This is a genomic window from Bifidobacterium apis, from assembly GCF_036986835.1.
In the GTDB taxonomy this organism is placed as follows: Bacteria; Actinomycetota; Actinomycetes; order Actinomycetales; family Bifidobacteriaceae; genus Bombiscardovia; species Bombiscardovia apis_A.
In genome coordinates, this window is record NZ_BTXD01000001.1 from 629064 (window position 1) to 652375 (window position 23312).

Annotated in this window: 17 protein-coding genes; 9 read left to right on the plus strand and 8 right to left on the minus strand. The window is 62.6% G+C overall.

Going from position 1 to position 23312, the window contains the following annotated elements:
- The first annotated feature begins 149 nt into the window (after nt 1-149).
- The 3 genes from purE (at nt 150) to AACP62_RS02625 (ending at nt 2319) form a co-directional block, all read left to right on the plus strand.
- The gene (purE, locus tag AACP62_RS02615; RefSeq protein WP_339346113.1) at nt 150-656 is read left to right on the plus strand and encodes a 5-(carboxyamino)imidazole ribonucleotide mutase; all 507 of its coding nucleotides are present in this window, start codon (nt 150-152) and stop codon (nt 654-656) included.
- The gene (purK, locus tag AACP62_RS02620) at nt 640-1806 is read left to right on the plus strand and encodes a 5-(carboxyamino)imidazole ribonucleotide synthase (RefSeq protein ID WP_339346114.1); all 1167 of its coding nucleotides are present in this window, start codon (nt 640-642) and stop codon (nt 1804-1806) included. The genes purE and purK overlap by 17 nt, the downstream gene beginning before the upstream one ends.
- A 69-nt stretch (nt 1807-1875) precedes the next feature.
- Nucleotides 1876-2319, plus strand: a complete 444-nt coding sequence (locus AACP62_RS02625) for a Fur family transcriptional regulator (RefSeq protein WP_339346115.1) — start codon at nt 1876-1878, stop codon at nt 2317-2319.
- Here the strand turns inward: AACP62_RS02625 and AACP62_RS02630 are convergent.
- A complete protein-coding gene (locus AACP62_RS02630; RefSeq protein ID WP_339346116.1) occupies nt 2291-4900 on the minus strand; it encodes a bifunctional lysylphosphatidylglycerol flippase/synthetase MprF in 2610 nt (869 codons plus the stop codon). The two genes, AACP62_RS02625 and AACP62_RS02630, sit on opposite strands and share 29 nt — an antisense overlap.
- Nucleotides 4901-4952: 52 nt before the next feature.
- Nucleotides 4953-6317 carry an alpha/beta hydrolase gene (locus tag AACP62_RS02635; protein ID WP_339346118.1) on the minus strand — a complete coding sequence of 455 codons (1365 nt, stop codon included), beginning with the start codon at nt 6315-6317 and terminating at the stop codon, nt 4953-4955.
- A gap of 188 nt (nt 6318-6505) precedes the next feature.
- Between AACP62_RS02635 and AACP62_RS02640 the strand changes: the two genes are divergently transcribed.
- Both AACP62_RS02640 and AACP62_RS02645 read left to right on the plus strand, forming a co-directional pair.
- On the plus strand, nt 6506-7426 hold the full coding sequence (locus tag AACP62_RS02640) for a metal ABC transporter solute-binding protein, Zn/Mn family (RefSeq protein WP_339346120.1): 921 nt from the start codon (nt 6506-6508) through the stop codon (nt 7424-7426).
- Nucleotides 7427-7553: 127 nt separating this feature from the next.
- A complete protein-coding gene (locus AACP62_RS02645) occupies nt 7554-9701 on the plus strand; it encodes an LTA synthase family protein (protein ID WP_339346122.1) in 2148 nt (715 codons plus the stop codon).
- Here the strand turns inward: AACP62_RS02645 and purD are convergent.
- The 6 genes from purD to purT all read right to left on the minus strand — a co-directional run bounded on the left by purD (nt 9698) and on the right by purT (nt 19602).
- Nucleotides 9698-10969, minus strand: a complete 1272-nt coding sequence (gene purD, locus AACP62_RS02650) for a phosphoribosylamine--glycine ligase (protein ID WP_198205549.1) — start codon at nt 10967-10969, stop codon at nt 9698-9700. The genes AACP62_RS02645 and purD overlap by 4 nt on opposite strands.
- Before the next feature lie 15 nt (nt 10970-10984).
- Nucleotides 10985-12037, minus strand: a complete 1053-nt coding sequence (gene purM / locus AACP62_RS02655) for a phosphoribosylformylglycinamidine cyclo-ligase (RefSeq protein WP_198177448.1) — start codon at nt 12035-12037, stop codon at nt 10985-10987.
- Between the two features lie 45 nt (nt 12038-12082).
- Nucleotides 12083-13588 (minus strand): amidophosphoribosyltransferase, encoded by a 1506-nt coding sequence (purF, locus tag AACP62_RS02660; RefSeq protein ID WP_015022169.1) that lies wholly within the window; start codon nt 13586-13588, stop codon nt 12083-12085.
- A 17-nt stretch (nt 13589-13605) separates the two neighbouring features.
- Nucleotides 13606-17385, minus strand: coding sequence for a phosphoribosylformylglycinamidine synthase (locus AACP62_RS02665; RefSeq protein ID WP_339346125.1), 3780 nt, complete (start codon nt 17383-17385; stop codon nt 13606-13608).
- Between the two features lie 79 nt (nt 17386-17464).
- Nucleotides 17465-18217, minus strand: a complete 753-nt coding sequence (gene purC / locus AACP62_RS02670; protein WP_045935582.1) for a phosphoribosylaminoimidazolesuccinocarboxamide synthase — start codon at nt 18215-18217, stop codon at nt 17465-17467.
- Nucleotides 18218-18294: 77 nt separating this feature from the next.
- Nucleotides 18295-19602, minus strand: a complete 1308-nt coding sequence (gene purT, locus AACP62_RS02675) for a formate-dependent phosphoribosylglycinamide formyltransferase (protein ID WP_052690768.1) — start codon at nt 19600-19602, stop codon at nt 18295-18297.
- Nucleotides 19603-19737: 135 nt separating this feature from the next.
- On the opposite strand from purT, the gene AACP62_RS02680 reads away from it, so the two are divergent.
- The 4 genes from AACP62_RS02680 to AACP62_RS02695 are packed head-to-tail and all read left to right on the plus strand — an operon-like array spanning nt 19738 to nt 23271.
- Nucleotides 19738-20790, plus strand: coding sequence for a methionine ABC transporter ATP-binding protein (locus tag AACP62_RS02680; RefSeq protein ID WP_339346128.1), 1053 nt, complete (start codon nt 19738-19740; stop codon nt 20788-20790).
- Complete coding sequence (locus AACP62_RS02685) at nt 20787-21467, plus strand: methionine ABC transporter permease (protein WP_339346130.1); 681 nt, start codon at nt 20787-20789, stop codon at nt 21465-21467. The genes AACP62_RS02680 and AACP62_RS02685 overlap by 4 nt, the downstream gene beginning before the upstream one ends.
- A 25-nt stretch (nt 21468-21492) precedes the next feature.
- Nucleotides 21493-22374: a MetQ/NlpA family ABC transporter substrate-binding protein gene (locus tag AACP62_RS02690; RefSeq protein WP_339346132.1), complete on the plus strand. Its 882-nt coding sequence runs from the start codon at nt 21493-21495 to the stop codon at nt 22372-22374.
- Between the two features lie 33 nt (nt 22375-22407).
- Nucleotides 22408-23271 carry a MetQ/NlpA family ABC transporter substrate-binding protein gene (locus AACP62_RS02695; protein WP_029678628.1) on the plus strand — a complete coding sequence of 288 codons (864 nt, stop codon included), beginning with the start codon at nt 22408-22410 and terminating at the stop codon, nt 23269-23271.
- Nucleotides 23272-23312 lie beyond the last annotated feature (41 nt).

Sequence of the window (23312 nt, forward strand, 5' to 3'; positions counted from 1 at the left end):
CCAATGATTCTAGGTCTGGGGCGGGTGTTTGGAACCGCTGAAGGCCCGATGTTCACAAGGCCCGGCCCTTACATCCATAGGACCGTCACGATTGGCTGCTTCTCCCCGGTCTTGCGTAGTATCGGATGTGCATGAACATTGGAGGGCCGATGGCTGACAATACACATGAAGGGGCACGCGTCGCAGTGATCATGGGATCATCAAGCGACTGGGAGACGATGAAGGAAGCCTGTCGGATGCTGGACCGGTTCGCTATCGTCTACACCAAGGAGGTCATCTCCGCCCATCGCACACCTGGGCGCATGGCGGAGTTTGCGCATCAGGCCCGTAGCCAGAGTATAGGGGTCATCATCGCCGGGGCCGGTGGGGCAGCGCATCTGCCGGGCATGGTGGCGGCCCAGACCACGCTGCCGGTCATCGGGGTGCCAGTGAAGTCCCATGCCTTGAGCGGGGTTGATTCGCTCCTGTCCATCGTGCAGATGCCTGCCGGTATTCCTGTGGCGACCACGGCCATAGGGGCATCCGGGGCTGCCAACGCCGGTCTGCTGGCGGCTTCGATCCTCTCCATCAACAATCCAAGGCTGGCTCAGGCCCTGGATGACTACCGTGCCGAGCTGGCCCGATCTGTGGAGGCTTCCAATGCCAAGCTTGTCTGAGGAGACCAAGGGAAGAATTGACCACCTGGAGCCGGGGTCCGTCATCGGGATCGTGGGCGGTGGCCAGCTGGGACGGATGATGGCCTTGAGCGCCCGCTACCACGGATTCCGCATCGGTGTGCTGGATCCCACGCCCGATGCTCCTGCGGCCCAGGTGGCCGACTTCCAGGAGACAGCCGACTATGGCAACCTCGATGCCCTCAAACGGCTTGCCGAACGCAGTGATGTGCTCACCTACGAATTCGAGAATGTGGATGCCGATGCTCTGGATCAGGTGAGGGACCGTGTGGCCGTTCCCCAGGGGACCGACCTGCTCAGGGTCACCCAGGACCGGGTCCACGAGAAGACCTTCATCAACCACCATGGCATCGATACCGCCCCTTGGAGGCAGGTTGACAGTCTTGAACAGCTTGACTCAGCCCTGAAAGAGTTGGGCATGCCCGCTGTACTCAAGACGCGAACCGGCGGCTATGACGGCCACGGCCAGGCGGTTCTGCGCACCAAAGAGGATCTGCGGGCCCTGAAAGCGCAGATGAAGGGCCGGGACTTCCCGCCCTCCGTGCTGGAGGGATTCGTGGACTTCGCCTTCGAGGCCTCCATACTGGTCTCAGGCAATGGCAAGGACTATGTCACCTTCCCCATGGTGCGCAACGAGCATCGTCACAACATCCTGCACATGACCCTGGCACCGGCACAGGTTGAGCCCGAGATGGCCGACCGCGCGCGTGACATGGCCCTGACTTTGGCTGACGGCTTCAAGTTGGCCGGCACCTTGGCCCTTGAGCTTTTTGTCATGCCCGATGGCGGTCTGGTGGTCAACGAGTTGGCTCCGCGCCCCCATAACTCCGGCCATTACACCATCGAGGCCTGTTCCATGGATCAGTTCGATGCCCACATCCGGGGCATTGCCGGGTGGCCCCTGCCCAATCCCCGCCTGCTCAGCCCAGCGGTCATGGTCAACGTTCTGGGCCAGCATGTGGCCCCGGTCAGGGGGCTGCTGGGTGAGCACCCCGAATGGTTCCTGCATGATTATGGCAAGGCCGAAGTGCGCACCGACCGCAAGATGGGGCATCTGACGGTGTTGACCGACGATCCGGAGCGGACAGCCAAGGAACTGGAGGCCACAGGCTGCTGGTCTGACCTGGACTGAACCGAATCCTCACATCTGTCCCGGTAATCCGGATGTAGGCTTGGTGGAGCCCAAGGAGTGTATCTAATCATGAACGCTGGCTCATCCGTCGGCCGCCGGACGCGGCAGAAGAACGCCATCTGGAGGGTTCTTCAGGCCCAGAACGACTTCGTCTCAGCCAAGGAGCTGCACAGACTTCTTCGTGATTCGGGCCAGCGAATCGGCTTGGCCACGGTCTATCGGCAGCTGGGGTCCCTGCAGATGTCCGGCAGCCTGGACTGCATTGAGCATGGAGGCATTCGCCTTTACCGGGTCTGCCTGGCCCAGCGGAGGCACCATCACCATCTGGTCTGTGAACATTGCGGCAGGACCGTCGAAATCAGCCCGCCGGACGATGGCTGGCTGAAGGCCGTGGCAGCTGAACATGGCTTTACGGTCTCCTCGCACACCTTGGAGGTCTACGGCCTGTGCAGCAGCTGTCGGGACCGCTTCGGTCAGACAGGCGTCAGTGATTCTCCCGGCCCTTGGGCATGATGGTCTTGATGGCATCCCAGGCCTGTGAAGCCTTGAGATTAGGCAGGTAGGCCTGGACCACGGCCAGTCCGATTTGGGCCAGCTGGGCCGGGTCAGGATAGCAGATATAGACCGGGTGCTCGCTGGGCTGGAACTTCTTCTTGAAGAAGAAGAGCGATCGGAAGCCATAGGCCGGTTCCATCAGGTCGGCTACCATATGCAGGGCATGCTGCAGGAAGGCAGTTCGATTCTCGCCCTGACTAGCGTCATCGTCTTCGTTGCTGTCCATGCCGGCCAGGGGAGCGGCCGACAGGCTCATGAATTCCGCTGTGCCCTGGTCGCGCAGCCGCTCGGCCATGCGTGCTATCAGGAACTCCATGATCCCATTGGGGCTGTCGGTCCTGTGCCTCATGAAGTCCAGGGTCCAGCCGATTACCTGGCCCTGGCGGTAGGTGGGCATCCAGCTGGTCACGGCCAGTACCTTGCCCTGGTCGTCCACGGCATAGAGGATGGCCATGCGTGGGTCCCTCAGCTCATCCAGACCACCCAGGGTGAACTTCATCTCAGGAAGCGCCTTGAGCTCGGCCCACTGCTCGGAGATGTCCACGATCTGCGACTGAACATCCCAGGAGGCGTCGTTGAATGTGGTCAGCACGTCGGTGATGTTGTCACGCTTGGCCTTGTTGATGGCTGTGCGAATGTCCTGCCACTTCTTGCCCTTGGTCTGCCAGAGGCTGGGAGTGACCACCATCTCCGTGCCGACTGTCAGGGTTGACCAGCCGCGTGCAGCCAGCAGATCGCGCTGGGGCTTGTGGACGCTGTAGAAGACCGGTGACCAGGAATGGGCGTTGCAGAAGCGCGTGAATTCGTCCAAGTCGTCCGCATACTCCTCAGGGTCGCCGAATGGGCCAGTGGTGGTCAAGGCTATGCCGTGCAAAAGCCGGTAGGCGATGCCAGAGCGGCCGCTTGGGGAGAACCAGTAGCTGTTGCCCTCCCAGGTGGTCATGAAGGACATGCTTTCGCCACCGTACTCGACCAGTTTGTCAGCCTCCTGGCGTTCGCTGCCGTTCTGGATGACTGAGCTGCGCATCCAGGAGAGCAGAACCACCAGAACCACCAGCCAGAAGATCAGCCCTATTCCATGGCTGACCATTCTCCCTGTGGGGGTACGCGGCACCAGGGCTGGAAGGAAACGTGAAGCCACTCCATTGGGCAGGTAGAGCGAAGGCAGCTGGGAGAGTGCTCTGCTGGTGGTGGGCCGGGGATTGAAGGAGCCGGGACTGATGGCAGTGAAGGCCATGTAGCCCATGGCGGTGGCCAGGAAGGCCAGGACGATGGCTGCCCAGCCCAGTTGTAGACGTGAAGTCTTGGTCCGCACCAGGAAGATTCCCAGGTTTCGCACCAGGAACCAGCTGAGAATCAGCGGCGGCAGGGTGATGATCAGCAGAGAGGGCAGTGCGCCGTGACGTATGGCCTGGGGCAGCCCTTCGCCGATGGTCAGTGGGAATACCAGGAAATAGAGCAGGGCCATGACGATGGTCAGGGCGTTGAGAACCACCCCGGTGACAGCGGCGACCCGGCGGCCGTGGTAGATTCCCCAAGCTGCAACCAGCATAACCAGGGTGGGCATGATTAGGGAGGAGATGCCAGTGGGGGCGTGACCGGCGACCAGGCCGTAGTGGGCGTAGCAGCTGACCTGGTTGTTTTCTGCAAGGCAGCGAGACAGTGCAGCGCTTCCGCCTGTATTGGAGCCCATGAATGTACCAAGAGGGGTAAGGAAGCCGGCGCGGATGCGGGAGGAAACGGTGACCAGGGGGCCGAGAGCCAGAACCGTGGCGACCGCCCCCAGCAGGTGGCGGGTCTCGTAGGATCCGCTATGGCCGTGCGGATTGGCATCCTGGACCGGTCCGTGCCAGAGGTGGCCGGTCAGGTGTCCGATCAGCGCTGCCGCCAGGGCGCAATAGGAGCCGGGGTTGCCGGTGTAGAGCACCATAAGGATCAAGGCTGTGTAACCTATGGTGGCGATCCTGCGTCGCCAGAGGAAGTCGCTGAAGGGGATGGATGCCATCAGGGACCCGACCACCAGGATGATAGGGCTGAGCGACATGGGCACTTTGATGAACCAGGCCCAATGGTCCTGAAGGGCATTGATCAGCCAGCAGATGATCAGACCGACCACCGCACCGCCTACAGCGCTAATGACTGAAGCCAGCACAGTGCGCCTGCGCCCCAGCCGGGTCTCGGCGATGCACAATATGACCAATACCAGGGCAACGTCTATAACCAGCGGCAGGGGACCCGGGGTGATGACCAGGGATACCAGCAGTCGTGCAAACTGAACCAGGAGTGAGGGCCGACCCTGTCCATGGAAGGGCCGGGAGGCCTGACGAATAATCAGATCGGACAGAGGCATGCCTAGCCGGTTTCTGCCAGGAATGCGCAGCAGCCAGATCAGCAGCCAGCTGATCAGATTGAGCAGGATCAGTCCGAGGCTGAAGGCCAGTGCAAGGGCGTGGCGTCTGGCCCATCGTGCCAAGTCTGTCAGCAAGACACTCTTGGCTGAAGGTTCCATCAGTCTGGATCCCTTATTCGTTGTCTGCATGATTGTGGCGGCTCTTTCTGCTGATGATCTCTATTGACCTGCTGTATCGGCTTCAGCTGATGTTCATCTCAACAATATCCGGAAAGTCCTGGACTGGTTGGGACATTGGTCCAAGTCCCATGGCTTCGCCCAGCCATTCCAGTCCGGGCTTCCAGGCTGTCTTGACTGTATGCCAGTCATGGCCCGACCCTTGGGTTATGACGGCCTCCACGCTCATACCAGCCTGGTCGGCGGCCTTGGCGATGACCATCATATTGTGTTGGGACTCCTTGTCGTTGGAACCGGCGGCAGTGAATAGCCGCTGGCTCGATGGCGCCCGATCCTTGATGGCTTTGGCGGGAACCTGGGCCAGGAAGCGTTTCCGGTCGCCGCCGAAGTAATCCTGGATCATCTGGTCCCGTCGACCCTGGGTCGGCTCCAGCTCCCCGTCGGCCGGGAGCATGTTCCCGTAGACGTCGGGATGTCGCGCACCCAGCTGAGTGGAGCAGGTCCCTCCCTGGGAGAATCCTCCGATGGCCCATAGCTGGGGTTTGCTGTCGACCGGCAGGTTGGCCCGGATCCAGGCAGGCACGTCACGGCTCAAATAGGTTTCGGCCTTTCCGTAGACGGGTGAGTCTACGCACAGGCTGTTGTGGAAGGAGGACCCGTTCTGGTCGGGGGAGACCACCACTGGAGCCAGTCCATCGTGTTCGGCCGCATAGGCATCCATCATGGCGGGGATGGACCCGGCGGTGAAGAGCCGGTCGGGGCTGCCGGGTTGACCGGCCAGAAGGACGAAGACGGGCAGAGCGGGGGGCTTCTTGCTCAACGCAGCGGGTGGTAGGTAAATATCGGCTGGACGTGCCAGGAAACGTGAGCTGTCATTGGGGATGTGCACGCTGTAGGAGCGGCCGGTGCGGGGATAGGTCGGCAGGTTGCCCTGTGAGGCACGGGCACGCCACTGGGCCACACTCATGGCTGGTCTGACTGCCTGATGGCTCCCGTAGTCGGGATAGAGAGTGACGTCGAACAGGGATCCCAGAGTGGTGAACTCTCCGTAGATGATATCCACTCTAAGCCCGGTGGACAGCAGGCAGAGCAGGATGCTCAGGGCTGCCAGGAGGCGGCGCCATCCCCGGGAAGTGATGAGGATGCATACGGTGAACCCCACGGCCAGGAAGCCCAAGGCCACGGTGATGATGACCATCCAGCCCAGGGAAACCCCGAAGAGCATGAAAACGTCGGAGACAAGCCAGGTGGCCAGCAGTCCCAGGGCTCCTATGCCTACGGCGATGGCGATCTGTTTCAATAGGGTCCGCCAGCGTCCATGCGTCAGTCCGGTCAGCACCAGCAGGGCCAGGGCCAGGGCCGTCAGTGTGAACAGTGTTGCGGGAAGCCATCCCTGGGTCAGATGGACCTTAGCCAGCCATGTACCCATGCAATTCCTTCCAGCCAAAACGTATCCGCAGTTCAGTATAGGGAGTGTCTAGGCGGATGGCTGCCATTTGTATGGGCAACCTTTCTGGCCATTGATAGTTCTATGGTAGATTTATTGATAATCAATCTCAGTAACGGTTCAAGGGTCGTTTGAGGCCCCTGGCCGTCGCCAGGAAGGAACCCTCATCCATGCATGCCAGCAGCCCACGCCTTCGCCGGACCCGCACCTTGGTCGCCGCCCTTCTGGCCGGACTGACTCTGCTGACCAGCCTGACAGGCTGCGGGAAGGGCGAATCGACCCCATCCGCCTCCGGATCCGGACCTCTGCAGGTGGTGGCCAGCATCAATCAGTGGCAGTCCCTGGCCGAGGACCTGGGCGGGGATCAGGCCCAGGTGGATACCATCTTGAGCAACACCTCGACTGATGCCCATGATTATGAGCCGACAACGGCTGACATCGCCCGAATCAGCCGTGCCGATCTGGTCATAGTCAACGGGGCCGGCATCGATGACTGGGCTGCCAAGGCCGCTGAAACCGGGCAGGGCAAGTTGGTGGACGTATCCAAGGCATCGGGGCGCGAGTCTGGCGACAACCCCCATCTCTGGTTCTCCTCCCAGAGCAGGAGAGCGGCCGCCAAGGCCGTGTATGAGGCTTACCGGCAGCTGCGCCCAGGCCGTGAGACCGACTTCGACAAGGCCTACCAGGACTGGCAGGGTAGACAGACCCGACTGGACAATCTGATTGCCGATGCGCGCAAGCAGACCCAGGGACGCCACTATGCGGCCACGGAATCGGCTGCCTACTACCTCTGCCATGATCTGGGCATGAAGGATCTGACCCCAGAGGGGTACCTGCGGGCGGCCGCCAACGAGAGTGAGCCCTCGCCCGAGGACTTGGTGGCCTTCCGCCACCTGCTGGCCTCCGGGCAGTTGGATATGTTGGTACTCAACACCCAGGAGGTCAATCGAACCTCCAAGGAGCTAGCCACTGAGGCCCGCAAGGCCCATCTGCCGGTCTTCGAGGTCAGCGAGCAGCGACCCGATAAGTACCGGAACCTGGAGGATTGGATCAGCGCCCTGGTCCAGCAGGTGCCGGGCGCCAAGGCCTGATGGGTCCGCTCGCTCTTCATGTTCGCTAAGGGGTGTTTTTATGGGGCTTGTCGTCCTTAATGGGAACAATGGCACAGGTATCGGTAAAAGGCCCATGGGGCCCAGTCACCAAAGTCAGGAGTAAGTGGTGAAGGATCGTGAACGTCAGCCCGGCCGGTGGACATCCTGGATGCAGATCGTGACCGGACGTCTTCGGGTGCGTGGGTGGGTCTACCTGCTCGCCTTCATCCTGATTGACTTCCTGTCGGTAGGCATCCTTCAGTGGGGGGTCTCCCTGAACAGTTCCCGCGTAGAGCTGTCCAACCCGCTGATCGGCTTCTGGGGCTTCATCTCGGCCATGTGGACCCAGCGTCGGTTTGTCCTGGTGCTCAACATGCTGGCTATAGGCCTGGTTTACCTGGCCCTGGCCTACCTGACCAATCGCTTCTGGGCGGCATCGGGCCTGATTCTGGCCATCTGTGCGGTCATTGCGATCATCGAGCGTTTCAAGGTGCGTGCACGGTATGAGGCCGTCCTGCCCTCCGATTTGGACTTTCTCCATGCCGATGCGGCCAACCTGGTCTCCTTCCTGCCGGCCCGGTCCCTGATCATGATCGGGCTGGGAGTTGTAGCTTTGATTATTCTCGGATTGCTCTGCTGGGTGGTGACACGGATGGATTCCCGTCGCGGTCGTCCGGTGTCCACCGGCAACAAACCCCTGGGCGCCGGGCTGCGTACGGCAGGGGTCCTGGTCCCGGTCCTGGTGGTGGCACTCTTCATGTCCACTGTGGGTACCTACGGCAGCCCCGCCTACCGCTTCTCGCAGTTCATGGGCGACATACCCTCCATGTGGGACTCGGTCTATGACGCCCAGCGCAACGGGGTCTTCGTCTCCTTCTCCCGGCAGCTGCGGCCCAAGGTCATGGACCAGCCCTCAGGATACAGCCGTGCCACCATGCAGTCTCTGGCCCACCGCTACCAGCTTTCGGCGGACCGCATCAACCGTGACCGCAAGTCCTATATGAATGAGTCGAGCCTGGTCTATATCCTCTCCGAGTCCTTCTCGGATCCCACGCGGGTGCCGGGCGTCGCACTCAACCAGGACCCCATGCCCCATATCAGATCCATCAAGGATGGCACCACCAGCGGGCTCATGCTCTCCTCAGGCTATGGCGGGGGCACGGCCAATCTGGAGTTCCAGGCCATGACCGGCCTGTCCATGGCCAACTTCGATCCCTCGCTGACCTCTCCCTATCAACAGGTCATCCCTCACCTGAGCTGGATACCCACGGTCAATCAGGCCTGGGGGTCGCCGTCCAAGTCCCTGGCCTTCCACCCCTATGAGTCCTCCATGTACTCCAGGGCCGAGAACTACAAGAAGTTCGGCTTCTCGCACTTCTACTCGCTGACGGGCCCCGACCAGATAGCCCACCAGGACCGCATCGACCGCAGCCAGTATGTGGGGGACCGGTCCGCCTACGATTCCGCCCTGGAGCAGATGGGTGACGACAAGGGCAACCAGTTCGTCGAGGTCATCACCATGCAGAACCACATGCCCTACAACGACTGGTATGACGACAACAACTTCTCGGTCAGCTCCTCTGACCCCAACATGCCCCTGGGCGACGATGAGATGCAATCCATCCGCACCTACGCCAAGGGGGTCAGTCTGACCGATCAGGCCACTGCCGATTTCCTGAACAGCCTGGACTCCCAGAGCAAACCGGTCACCGTGGTCTTCTACGGGGATCATCTGCCCGGCATCTATGGCACGGCCGGTTCGGACCAGCGCAACTCCCTGGCCCTGCATCTGACCGACTACTTCATCTGGTCAAACAAGGCCTCGGATGCATCGGGGACACAGGTCAGCAACAGCGCCTATTCCTCTCCCAACTTCTTCCAGGCACAGGTGGCCGAACACATGGATACCAAGGTCTCTCCCTTCACGGCCTTCCTGACCGAGCTGCACGACAAGATCAGTGCCATCGAGCCCCCGGTGGCCAACCAGATCCAGGACTGGAACAGGATTCCTGCAGGGCAGACCAACTATCTGGATGCCCAGGGTCAGCCCATGAACGCCCGTGACTTCGACCAGGCCACCCGGCAGCTCCTGAACGACTACAAGCTGATCCAGTACGACATCATGGCCGGCAAGCACTACCTGCAGGGGACCGGCTTCAACACCACGCCCACCCGCCATTCGGATGCCGCCCGGCAGAAGGCCAAGGAACAAGCCCGCCAGGAGGAGCAAAGCCAGGATAAGGACAGCGGGGACTCGACCAGCTCGGCCAATTAGGCTTCCAGGCCGCGGTGGCCGATGTCGTGCCGATAGAACAGGCCGGGCATCGACAAGCCGTCCAGCCGGGCATAGACCCGGTGGGCTGCCTGGGCCAGGTCGTCGCCTTGAGCCACCACCAGGGCGGTCCTCCCAGAGGACGATGTCAGACCGGTTGAAGCCGAGCCGGACACTCCGGCGTAGTAGGCTCTGAGGTCCTGCTCCGGAGCAATCAAGGGCACGGGCACCCCGGTCTTGGGGTTGCCGGGATAGCCCTGTGCTGCCAGGACCACTCCAAGGCGGCTGTGGGAGTCGTCCCAGGTGAATTGCGGCTCTCCGCCCTCCATCAGTGTGCGGATGGCCGTGCCCAAGTCGCTGGTCAGTGCAGGCAGCACCACCTCGGTCTCCGGGTCACCCAATCGCGCATTGAATTCGATGACCTGAGGGCCTTGATCGGTGACCATCAACCCCGTGTACAGGACCCCGGTGAAGGGACTGCCTTCCCGGGCCAGGGCACGGACGGTGGGTGCGACGATGGTGTCCAGGGCCTTTTGGGTCAGTTCCGGGCCGAACTGCGGAAGAGGGGAGTAGGCCCCCATGCCGCCGGTGTTGGGACCCCGGTCCCCGTCATAGGCGGGCTTGTGGTCCTGCGACAGAGGCATGGGCCAGAACTGCTCACCCCGGACGAAGCACATGAGCGAACACTCCTGGCCCACCAGCTGATCCTCGATGACCACCTGGGCTCCGGCCTGCCCGAACTTATGATCGATGAAGATGGCATCCAGGGCCTGCATGGCCTGGTCAAGGTCGGTGGCCACCGTCACACCCTTGCCCGCAGCCAGCCCGTCAGCCTTGATGACCACTGGTGCTCCGTGCGAGCGCACATAGGACTTGGCACCGTCCAAGTCATGAAAGACCGCATAGTCGGCGGTCGGGATTCCATGCCTGCGCATCAGATCCTTGGCAAAGCCCTTGGATCCCTCTATGCGGGCCGCAGCCTTGCTGGGTCCAAAGGCGGGGATGCCGGCAGCCTGCAGTTCGTCGACCAATCCAGCCGTCAAAGGAGCCTCGGGCCCGACGAAGACCCAGTCGATTCCCAACTCGCGTATGGCAGCGATCAGTTTTTCGGGTTGTGTGGGATCCTCTCGAAGCAGGCTGATGCCGTCCGGTTCCATGCCCGGGTTGCCCGGGGCGCACCAGACCCGATCCACTCCTGGCCCGGACAGCAGGGTGGTGGCGATAACGTGCTCCCTGGCTCCCGATCCGATGACCAGTACCTTGTCCGCCATGATGGGCTCCTCTCGCTATTGCTGACGACCGTCTTCGTTAAGAATGACCTGCTGGCCGTTTTGAGCACCTGTCACCCGACCGATCAGGGCGTAGGGCTCCTGCTCCTCATCCAGGACTGCGCGGGTCTGGTCCAGCCGGTCAGGGGAGACGACCAGGACCATCCCAATGCCCATGTTGAAGATGTTGTACATCTCCAGATGGTCGACCCTGCCCATCTCCTCGATCATCGTGAAGATGGGCGGCACCTTCCAGGAATCGAGGTCGAAGCTGGCAGCCAGACCCTCGGGCAGAATCCGGGGTACCTTCTCCACGAAGCCACCCCCGGTGATGTGCGCCGCACCCCTGAGCAGGCCAGAGGCGAAGAGCGGGCGCAGCGCCTTGACGTAGATGCGGGTGGGCGTCAGCAGTTCCTCACCCAGGGTCCGTCCGCCAAGCTGGTAGGGCCGGTCCTCCAGCTTCATGCCCCCCTGGTCAAGCAGGACCTGACGAATCAGGGAGAATCCGTTGGAGTGGACTCCCGAGGAGGGCAGGCCGATCAGCTGGTCGCCTTCTGTGATGGCCGAACCATCCACCAGGGACTCCCGTTCGACCACGCCCACGGTGAATCCGGCCAGGTCGTACTCGTCGGGCTGGTACATGTCGGGCATCTCGGCGGTCTCCCCGCCTACCAGGGCGGCCCCGGCCTGGACGCAGCCGTCGGCGACGCCCTTGACCACCTGCTCCAGCAGAGCCGGGTCGTTGTGCCCGCAGGCGATGTAGTCCAGGAAGATCAGCGGCTCGGCCCCCTGGGCGATGATGTCATTGACGCACATGGCCACGCAGTCCTGGCCGATGGTGTCATGGCGGCCGGCCTCCCGGGCCACCATCAACTTGGTGCCCACGCCGTCGGTGCCTGAGACCAGGACCGGGTGGCGGTAGTTGAGTGCAGACAGGTCGAAGTCGCCGCCGAAGCCGCCGATGTCACCGGCGCCCGGCCTATGGGTTCTGGCCGTGTGGGAGCGGATCCTGTCGATCAGTTCGTATCCGGCCTCCACCGATACCCCAGCCTGCTCATATGCCTTCGGCATGGTTGCCCCTTTCTCTGCCCTGTCTGTCCTGCTCTTCGCTAGTGCTCATTGGTCTGTTCTCCGGCTCGACCCTGCAGGCATGTCAAGCCCATAGGATCCCTTGGAGGCTTCCAGCCGGGCCCGGTCCTCCGGAGTCAGCGAGGCCAGGAAACCCTGCTCGTAGTCGTCAAGCCGCGTTGGGTAGTCTCCGTTGAAATAGGCCACGCAGAGCCCTTGGTAGGGTGCATCACGGCCCAGACCGATGGATTCCACCAGACCGTCCAGACTCAGGTAGGCCAGGGAATCGGCCTCGATGGCTTCCCTGATCTGCTCCACGGACTTTTTGGCGGCGATCAGTTCGGATGTCCGTTGGATGTCGATGCCGTAGTAGCAGGGGTAGCGCAGGGGCGGGGAGGCGATGCGCATGTGCACCTCGCTCGCCCCGGCCTCCCGCAGCAGACGGACGATTCTGCGCGAGGTGGTGCCTCGGACGATGGAATCGTCGATGACCACCACCCGCTTGCCGGCCACGACACCGCGCACTGCTGCCAGTTTCATCCTGACTCCCTGCTCGCGCATGGCCTGGCTGGGTTGGATGAAGGTGCGTGCCACATACTGGTTCTTGATCAGTCCCATCTCGTTGGGCAGCCCGGCCGCCTCGGCATAGCCTGAGGCTGCGGAAAGGGAGGAGTTGGGCACCCCGATGACCATGTCGGCGTCCACCGGGGCCTCGCGGGCCAGCCTGGCTCCCATCCTCTTGCGGGCCGAGTGGACGTTGACCCCGTAAATATTGGAATCGGGCCTGGCGAAGTAGATGAATTCCATGGAGCAGATGGACAGGCAGGTCTGATCGGTATAGCGCTCGATGCTGTAACCCGAGTCATCCACCCTGACGATTTCGCCGGGGCCGATGTCACGCACCAGCGTGGCGCCGACCAGGTCCAAGGCGCAGGTCTCGGAGGCCAGGACATAGGCCCCACCTGGCAGCTGTCCCAGCGAGAGGGGACGGAAGCCGTTTGGATCCATGGCTCCGATCATGGCGTCCTCCGTCATGAGCAGGTAGGCGAAGCCGCCATGGACCTGGCGCAGGGCCTGTTTGAGCGCCGCCATGAAGTCCTTTTCGGGGCTGCGGCGGATCAGGTGCATGAGCACCTCGGTGTCGGAGTTGGAGTGGAAGATGGCTCCCTGATCCTCCAGCTGTGCCTTGAGGCTGTTGCAGTTGGTCAGGTTGCCGTTGTGGGCCAGGGCTATATCCCCGTCGTGGAAGCGGAAGACGAAGGGCTGGATGTTCTCGATGGACCCCGATCCGGTCGTGGCGTAGCGCACATGGCCGATGGCGCGGTCCCCGGTCAGCGGTGTCAGGCTGGACTCGTCCGGGAAGACCTGAGTGAGCAGACCCAGACCGCGCCTTCCAATCAGCTGCCCCTGGTCGTTGGAAACGATGCCGGCACCCTCCTGGCCGCGGTGCTGCAGGGCGTGCAGGCCGAAGTAGGTCAGCCGGGCGGCGTCGGGATGTCCCCAGACCCCGAAGATCCCACACTCCTCGTGGATGCCTTCAAGCTCCAACGACATGGTCTATGTCCTTTCCCCTAGGCGGCAAAGTAATCCACTCCAGACTGGAAGAGCGGTTGCGTATTTTTTCCGGGCACGTTGAGATACAGGTCGGGACCACTGCGTTCCGTGTGGCCCATCTTGCCCAGCACTCGGCCGTCTGGGCTGGTGATGGCCTCGACGGCCATGTCGGATCCATTGGGGTTGACCAGCGGATCCATGGAGGGACGGCCCTGCTCATCTACATACTGGGCAGCCACCTGGCCTCGGTCGATCAGGGTGCGCAGGAGGCCAGGCTGGGCCACGAACCGCCCTTCGCCGTGGCTGATGGGCATGGTATGAATATCGCCCACCCGGCAGGTGCTCAGCCAGGGGGAGCGGGTGGAGCTGATCCGGGTGTGGACCAGACGGCTCTGGTGGCGACCGATGGTATTGACGGCCAGGGTGGGATCCTCGGGCGAGCCGGTGACGATTTTGCCATAGGGAACCAGACCCAGCTTGATCAACGCCTGGAAGCCGTTGCAGACGCCCAAAACCAGCCCGTCCCGGTCCTGTAAAAGCTCCTGGAGGGCATCGGCAACCTGGTTCGAACGCAGGAAGGATGCCACCAGTTTGGCCGAACCGTCGGGTTCATCGCCGCCGGAGAAGCCTCCGGGCAGCATCAGTATCTGGCTGTTGCGGATGGCCTGGGCCAGGCGGCGGGAGCTCTCGGTCACGTCCTCGGCATTCAGGTTGCGGATGACCACGGTATCCACCTGGGCTCCAGCGTCCCGGAAGGCCCGTGCGGAGTCGAATTCGCAATTGGTGCCGGGGAAGACGGGCATGACCACCCTGGGTCGGGCGGTCTTGGAAGTCCCTTCGGCTCTGCGCGCGGCAGGCCTGCCGGGCTCACGGTCGGTGCGGCCGATGGTCGGCACTGGGTCGCCTTGGCCCCGGTATGGGAAGATTGATTCCAGACCCTCGGCACGGATCTCCTCCAGCTCGGCCAGATCCAGATCCTCGTTGCCGCAGCGCAGGCGATAGTCCTCGCGAGTGTGCCCTAGTAGGCGCAGATGCAGGCCTGAATTCTGAATGAACAGGGGTTCCGGACCAGAGGCCTCCAGGATGAAGCTTCCATAGGCGGGGCGGAAGAGTGCAGGTATGGCAGTGTCTGGCGCCAGGTCCAGCCCGATCCTGTTGCCCAGGCACATCTCCATCAGGGACTGGGCCATGCATCCGTAGCCCGGTGTGGCTGCAGCATCCACCAGGCCCTGGCTGATCAGCGTCTCCACCTGGTCCATGACGGTCCGCAGGCTCTCCGGGTCGGGCAGCAATCCGTCCTCCTGGTATTCGGGGGTCAAGAGGTAGACCTGACGGTCAGCCGCCTTGAATTCGGGGGAGACCGCATCCTTGGCCTGCCCCAGGGCCACGGCAAAGCTGATCAGGGTGGGTGGAACATCCAGGTCCTCGAAGCTGCCGGACATGGAGTCCTTGCCGCCTATGGCGCCCACGGAAAGATCCAGCTGGGCCTGGAGGGCTCCCAGGACGCCGGCCACCGGCAGACCCCATCGCCGGGGGTCGGCGCCTGGCTTGGGGTAGTACTCCTGCAGGCTCAGGTGGGCCCGGGAACGGCTAAAGCCAGAGGCCACCAGCTTGGCCAGGCTCTCGACCACGGCCAGGTAGGCGCCGGTGTATGGGTCCTGGCTGCTGATCCAAGGGTTGAATCCCCAGGCCATGGCCGAAGCGGTGGTGGTGTGCCCATCCACCGGCAGCTTGGCCACCATGGCCTGTGACGGAGTCAGCTGTCGGGCTCCGCCGAAGGGCATGAGGACGGTGCCTGCGCCGATGGTGGAGTCGAATTGTTCGGCCAGACCCTGCTGGGAGCAGACGTTGATGTCCGTAAGCAGGGCCCTCATGCGCGCATCCAGGCCGCCTTGGACTTCGAAGGGGGCATGGTAGGGAGCGGGGACCGGCACCTGGGCACCGGCCTTATGCGGGGCGCCGTTGGAGGCCAGGAAGGCTCGGGGGATGTCCACGATGGTCTTTGACCGCCAGGTCATCCGCAGCCGGGGTTCTTCCGTCACCTTGGCGATGACGGTGGCCTCGAGGTCCTCCTGCCGGGCGTATTCGATGAAGGTGGGTGCGTCTTCGGCAGCCAGGGCCACGGCCATGCGCTCCTGGCTCTCGGAAATGGCGATTTCGGTCCCGTCCAGCCCCCGGTACTTGAGTGGCACCCGGTCCAGGTCCACGCTCAGTCCGTCCGCCAGCTCGCCTACGGCCACGGCAACGCCGCCGGCTCCGAAATCGTTGCAGCGCTCAATCAGCCTGGCTGCCTCCGGGCGGCGGAAGAGGCGCTGGAGCTTGCGCTCCTCAGGCGCGTCGCCCTTCTGCACCTCGGCTCCGCAACGTTCCAGACTCTGCTCGTCCTGTGACTTGGAAGCCCCTGTGGCGCCGCCGATTCCATCGCGGCCGGTCCTCCCGCCGACCAGGATGATCAGATCACCGGGGGCGGGTCGGCGACGAATCACATGGTCGGCCGGGGTGGCTGCCACCACTGCGCCCACCTCCATCCGCTTGGCTGCATAGCCGGGGTGGTAAATCTCCCGAACCTGACCGGTGGCCAACCCGATCTGGTTGCCATAGGAGGAGTAGCCGTCGGCCGCCTGACGGACGATCCGGCGCTGGGGCAGCTTGCCGGGCAGGGTCTGATCCAGGGGCTGGCGGGGGTCTGCTGCCCCGCTGACCCTCATGGCTTGGTAGACGTAGCCCCTTCCGGACAGAGGATCGCGGATGGCTCCGCCGATGCAGGTGGCGGCACCGCCGAAGGGCTCGATCTCGGTGGGATGGTTATGTGTTTCGTTTTTGAAGAGGAAGAGCCAGTTCTGATCCTGGCCGTCCACGTCGACCTTGGTTCGGATAGTGCAGGCGTTGACTTCCTCGGACTGGTCCACATCGTTCAGGATGCCGCGCTTCTGCAGGTACTTGGCTCCGATGGTGGCCATGTCCATCAGGCATTCCGGCCGGTCCTGGCGGCCCAGCTCTTCGCGGATGGTCCGATACCGTTCCAGCGTGTCACGGGCCCGGGGGTTGTCCGCATCGATCCGCTCCAGCCTGGTGTTGAAGGTGGTGTGCCGACAGTGGTCGGACCAGTAGGTGTCGATCACCTTGAGCTCGGTCAGGGTGGGGTCGCGCTTCTCCTGACGGTAGTGGTCACGGCAGAATCGGATATCCGGCAGATCCATGGCCAGGTCCAGCTTGTCGATCAGCGCTTCCAGTCCAGGATCATCCAGATCGCGGAACCCGTCCAACACCGGCACTGGATCCGGGTCGTCATCAGGCAAGGCCAGGGTCTTGGGCTGCTCCAGCCCTACCACCCGTGAGTCGACCGGGTTGACCAGGTAACTGCGGACGGCCTCGATCTGCCCGGCATTCAGGTCGCCCTGGAGCAGATAGACGGTGGCCGTGGCCACCAAGGGGCGGGCGCCCTGGCCGATCAGCTGGACACACTGGGCTGCGGAGTCGGCTCGTTGATCGAACTGACCGGGCAAGGGGGCCACGGCGAAGAGCATGGGGGAGTCCAGGGATGGCAGATCCTCATCGCCCTTCATGCGCAGGGCCTGCTCCAGTTCGGTGGCCACCAGGTCGGTCTGGGGCTGGGCGAAGACCGTGGGCAGGCAGCGTTCGAAGAGGTCTTCGTCGATCCCTTCCAGATCGTAGCGGTTGATCATGCGCAGGCCGGTCAGCCCTTGCACACCCGGCAGGGTGCGAAGCTGTTCGGCAAGCCTTTCGGCGGCCTGGTCGAAGCCCTGCTTTTTCTCGGTATAGACACGGAAGAGCACAATGGATCCTTTCGCGATGGACTGGTTGGGGACCAATGAAAAACCCGGAGGCGATATGCTCGCTTCCGGGTCGACCGATTCAGCTGTTCGATTGGCTCTCGCGTTCCTCCAATTCGGTCAGCCCATCCAGAATGGTTTGATAAGCCGGAATGATGCTTCCCAGGTCCCTGCGGAAGATGTCCTTGTCCAGGTGGGTGACATGGCTGTCATTATTGTTGCCGATCGCCCAGAGCCGGCAGGTGTCAGGGGTGATCTCGTCGCCGAGAAGGATGATGCCCGAGCCGGTCTTGCCCATTTCGATCTTGAAATCCACCAGCTCCACGTTGATGGCGCGGAAGATGCCGGTCAGCGCGCCGTTGATCTCCCTGGTCTTTGCGGCGATGATGTCCAGATCCTGCTCGGTGGCCAGTCCCAGGGCCAGGATGTCGTCCCGGTTGATAAATGGATCATCCAGGGGATCGGACTTGTAGAAGAACTCCAGCACCGGCTGCTTCAAGGCGGTGCCCTCCGCAACCCCGTACCGCTGGGCGAAGGAGCCTGCGACCCGGTTGCGCATGACGATCTCCAGGGGGAACATGTCCAGCCGACGATTGAGCTGTTCGGTATCCGAGATGCTACGTATGAAGTGGCTGGGGATCCCCCGGCGGGCCAGCAGGGAGAATATCACCGTGGTGATCCTGTTGTTCAGTCTGGCCTTGCCCTCGATATTGGCCTTCTTGGCCCCGTTCCCCGCGGTGGCCTGGTCGGTGTACTCAACCCATAGTATGTCCGGATCATCCGTCTCGTACAGTTTCTTGGCCTTGCCTTGATAGCGCATTCCCAACTTTTCCACTGTTCGCCTTCCTCGAGTTTGTTGCGAATTGGAAACTTCTGCACTGCTTGGGACACGACCACCATAGCAAGCCCGGGTTACATCCCCGTGCCCACCCGGGGTTTCAGATCGTGGACCACGGCTTCGGCACGCTTGGTGGCGGTCTGCAGGTCAGGGCCCAGGGCCAGGGCCACGCCCATGCGGCGCAGGCCATGCACTTCCGGCTTGGAGAAGATGCGCAGATCGGTGCCTGGGTGGTCAAGGGCCTGGGGCAAGCCTTGGAAGCTGACCGGTCCCTGGCCCCTGACCAGGATGGGCCGGCTGACCGCGCATGTGCCTTCCGGCAGACCCAGGGTCAGATCCTCCTGGTGGACGGGAATGCCCAGGATGGCCCGGGCGTGAAGATCGAACTCGCTCAGCCGTTGGGAGATCATGGTCACCATGCCGGTGTCATGGGGACGTGGGGCCACCTCGTTGAAGAGCAGCGACCCGTCGCGCAGGACGAAGATCTCCACACCGTAGATCCCCCAACCGGTCTCGCCACTCTGGCGGGCCAGGGAGGTCATGGCCTCAACCAACCGGGTGGCCATGCTCCGGGCCTGCTGCAGGATGTCAGGATTCAGATCCGCAGGTTGCCAGGAGAGGCGGTAGTCCCCGTCCTCCTGACGCTGGCCGATGGGTGTACAGGTGGCCACGCCGGCGCAGGAGGCCACGGTCAGAACAGTCAGCTCATGGGCCAGGGGGGCCAGGGCCTCCACGATGACCTCGGCCTTGCCCTGGTGCCTGGTGGCTGCCCGGCCTTGGGTCAGTGCCGAATTCCATGCTTGCGACAAACCCTCCCTGCTCCGCACCAGGGTCTGTCCGTGGCCGGAGGAGCTCATCAGGGGTTTGACCATGCAGGGGTAGCCCACCTGGTCCGCCGCGCTGGCCAGCTCTTCGGGGGAGTCGGCGAATCGGTAGGGGGTGGTGGGCAGGCCCACCTGCTCGTGGGCGAAGACGCGCAGGGCCCGGCGGTCCATGCACATGGCCGCCAGGGGGGCGGCAGGCACTACCTGGATGCCCCTGGCCGCGGCACCGACCAGACGGTCTGTGGCGATGGCCTCCACCTCAGGCACGATCAAATCGGGGTGGACCTTGTCGATCAGGTCCTCCAAAGCCTGGGGATCGCTCATTTTCACCTGGTAGCCGGCATGGGCCACCTGGGTGGCCGGTGCGCCAGGGTAGGAGTCCGCCGCGCCAACCCAGGCACCCAGCCGCATCAGGCTGATGGCAATCTCGCGTCCGAGTTCGCCGGCTCCCAACAGAAGGACTCGTGTTGGTCTTGGTCCCAGAGGAGAGCCGAACGGTCGCTCCCCGGGATTGATGGTATTGATAATCCGCTGCTGACCGGATGCGCTCATACCCATATTCTGCCACCGACCCGTAGACCAAGCAGGTGAATTATCGATACATGCCTATAAACGACATCTATAGAGGCCTTCTTGTCCGCTGGCCGCCGGGACGATTACCATGTCATGCAGTCGACCAGGGAAGGCGGGAACGTGAGCGAGCGGACACCGGCGGTGCGGATGGAGCACCTGACCAAGACCTATCACAGCGATGACGACGAAGACAAGACGGCACTGGCCGACATCGATCTGACCGTCGAGACTGGGGATATTTTCGGCATCATCGGTTTGAGCGGGGCGGGCAAGTCCACGCTGGTCCGCTGTATCAACGGGCTGGAGGATTACGACTCGGGCAGCGTCAAGGTCCGCGGCCGCGAGGTCAAGGATCTGGCTCCGGCCGAGCTGAGGGACCTGAGGCGTCGTACCGGCATGATCTTCCAGCACTTCAACCTGATGCCCTCCAGGACGGTGGCCGACAATGTGGGTCTTCCCCTGCGGGGGAGCGGACGCGACCGTGCATCCCGACGGGGCCGGGTGTCCGAGCTTCTGGAATTGGTGGGACTGACCGAGCTGGCCGACCATTATCCCGCTGAGCTCTCCGGCGGCCAACAGCAGCGGGTGGCCATCGCCCGGGCCCTGGCCAACGAGCCGGATATCCTGCTCAGCGACGAGGCCACCAGCGCATTGGATCCGACCACCACGCGCTCCATCCTTCAGCTGCTGCGTGATCTGCATGACCAGCTGGGCATCACTGTGGTCATGATCACCCACGAGATGTCGGTCATCAGACAGATCTGCAACCGGGTGGCGGTCATCGACCAGGGCGTCATCGTGGAGCAGGGCAGGGTCTTCGATGTCTTTGCAGACCCCAAGGCCCAGCTGACCAAATCCTTCGTGGCCACAACCTCCAACCTGGACAAGGTCAAGGATCTGATGGCCGCCGATTCGCCCCTGGTGGCCCTGGAGCCCGGACAGATCCTCATGCGCATGTCCTATGTCTCCAAGGAGGTATCCGAGGCCCTGGTCTCCGCCATCAGCCGTCGCTACAATCTGGACGTCAACATCATCTTCGGCGACATCGATGTGGTGGAGGGTGCACCCCTGGGCGGTCTGGTGGTCCGAGTGGGCGGCGATGCTGAAAATATCCGTCAGGCCATGGAATACCTGCGCTCGCGCAACATCGGAATCGAGGTTCTCAAGTCATGACGTCCCTGCTTACCACCTGGTTTCCCAACGTCATGAGCCGGCTGCCGGAGTTTTTCAGCAGCATGGTTCAGACCCTGGTCATGGTCGGCGTCTCCGGGGTGATCTCCTTCCTGCTGGCCCTGGTCATCGGGGTGGGACTGATCATCAGCCGACGCGATGGCATCCGTCGCAACGGCCTGGTTTTCACCGTCCTGGACAAGCTGATCGACCTCTTCCGCTCCATCCCCTTCATCATTCTGGCGGCGGCCCTGGTGCCGGTGACCAGGATGCTCATGGGCACGGCCATCGGACCCAAGGGGGCGATCTTCCCCCTGGTCGTGGGCATCACACCCTTCTTCTCCCGGCAGATCGAGTCGGCACTTGCCGGTCTGGACCCTGGGTACGTCGAGGCGGCGGAGTCCATGGGCATGACCACCTGGCAGATCATCTGGCATGTCTACCTGCGTGAGGGCATCCCCTCAATCATCCGGGTGACCACCATCACCATCGTCAGCCTGGTGGGCGAGACCGCCACCGTGGGCATTGTGGGCGGCGGCGGTCTGGGTGACTTCGCCATCCGTCTGGGCTACCAGCGGTCCATGAACGACGTGACCATCGCCACCATCATTGTGCTGGTGATCTTCATCGCCCTGATCGAACTGTTCGGTCGACTTCTGGCCGAAGTCCTCGAACACTGAGCAACCTGGGAAAGGTCAGATTATCGTGGTCGGTCGTAATCGCGTCGGCAAAAAGAACAGAGCCAAGGTACAGCTGGCGGCACTCAGCCTGGTCATCGTCCTCCTGCTGGCGCTGGTTGTAGGCACCGATGTGCGTCTGAACCAGGTGGGTGCCGGTGTCAAGGTCGTCAAGGTCGGTGTCATCGGCAGTTCGGACGACCAGATCTGGAAGGCTGTCCAGGCAGAGCTGGATCAACGGGGCGAACACATCAGGATCGAGCTCAAGCCCTTCCAGGACGCCATCTACGTCAACCAGGCCACGTCCAACCGCGAGGTGGACTTCAACGCCGCCCAGCATTACGCCTACCTGGAGGACGATGTAAAGACCAACCACTACCAGCTGGCCGTGCTTGGCAATACCTACATCTCGCCCATGAACCTATACTCGCAGCGCTATGCCAAGCCCTCGCAGTTCCAGGACGGTGACCGGGTGGCCATCCCCAACAACGCCACCAACATGGGCCGGGCCTTAAAGGTCCTGGCCGATGCCAAGCTGATCGGTCTGCGCGACCCCAAGGCCACCAACCCACTGCCCGAGGATGTGGTGGACAACCCCAAGCATTTGCACATCGAGCAGGTGGATCCGGCCGGCATCCTCAACCTGCTGCCTGATTATGCGGGCGGGGTCACCAATGCCAACTTCGTGGTCGACGCAGGCCGCAGCGTGCACGATGCCATCCACGAGGTTCCCTACGATCTGCAAAACCCGGCCAACAAGCCTTACATCAACATCATCGTCACCACCAAGGATCAGCGGGACAACCCCACCTATGCCGCAGTGGTGCGCGCCTACCATTCCAAGTCCGTGGCCGACACCATTGTCCGTGTCTACAAGGGCGCCTGTCTGCCGGCCTTCAAGGTTTCCTGATGCGATAGGTTCCAGCAATGAAGGAGGACGGATATGAGCACCAGAAGAACCAGAGCCAAGAGAGAGCTGGCGGCTGTCTCGGTCGTCATCCTGGTGGTCGCCGTCCTGATGGGCGTGGCCTATGTCAAGGTCAACCAGCCCGAACGTGGCCAGCGGGAGATCAGCATCGGCCTGGTGGGCGATGCCGACGAGGAAATCTGGAAGGCTGTTCAGCACGAGTTGGACCAACGCCGGGCCGGCATAAAAATCAAGCTCCGCTCCTTCCAATATGGGCGCTACGCCAATCAGGCACTGTCCAACGGGGAGATCGACCTGAATGCCTTTCAGCACTACGCCTTTCTGGAGCAGGAGTCCAAGCAGCACGGGTACCGGTTCGCAGCCATCGGCGACACCTACATCTCACCCCTTAACCTCTACTCAAAGAAGTACAGGAGCGTTGACCAGATTGGCTATGGCGAGCGTCTGGCCATACCCAGTGATCCCATCGATCTGGGTCGATCCCTGAAGGTGCTTGCCAGCGCCGGGCTGATCGGTCTGCGGGACCCCAAGGCCACCACGCCGGTTCCAGAGGACATCGTCGACAACCCACGCGGGCTGGTCCTGGACCAGGTCGATCCACCGGGAATCGTCAAGGTTCTACCCGACTATGCGGCCGGCATCACCAACACCAATTTCATCCTGGATGCCGGCATGAAAATCCAGGATGCCATCTACCAGGTGCCCGGCGATCTCAAATCGCCAGCCAATCACCCCTATGTCAACATCATCGTGGCCAGACAGGCCGACAAGAACGACCCCGCCTACAAGTCCCTGGTTTCCGCCTACCACAGTCGATATGTGGCCGATGCCATTAACCGCTACTACCGAGGTGCGGCCGTCCCGGCCTTCTCCTACTAATAGTGGGTGCAATCGGGTCGTCGCCCTGTCTTGGTCCGGCC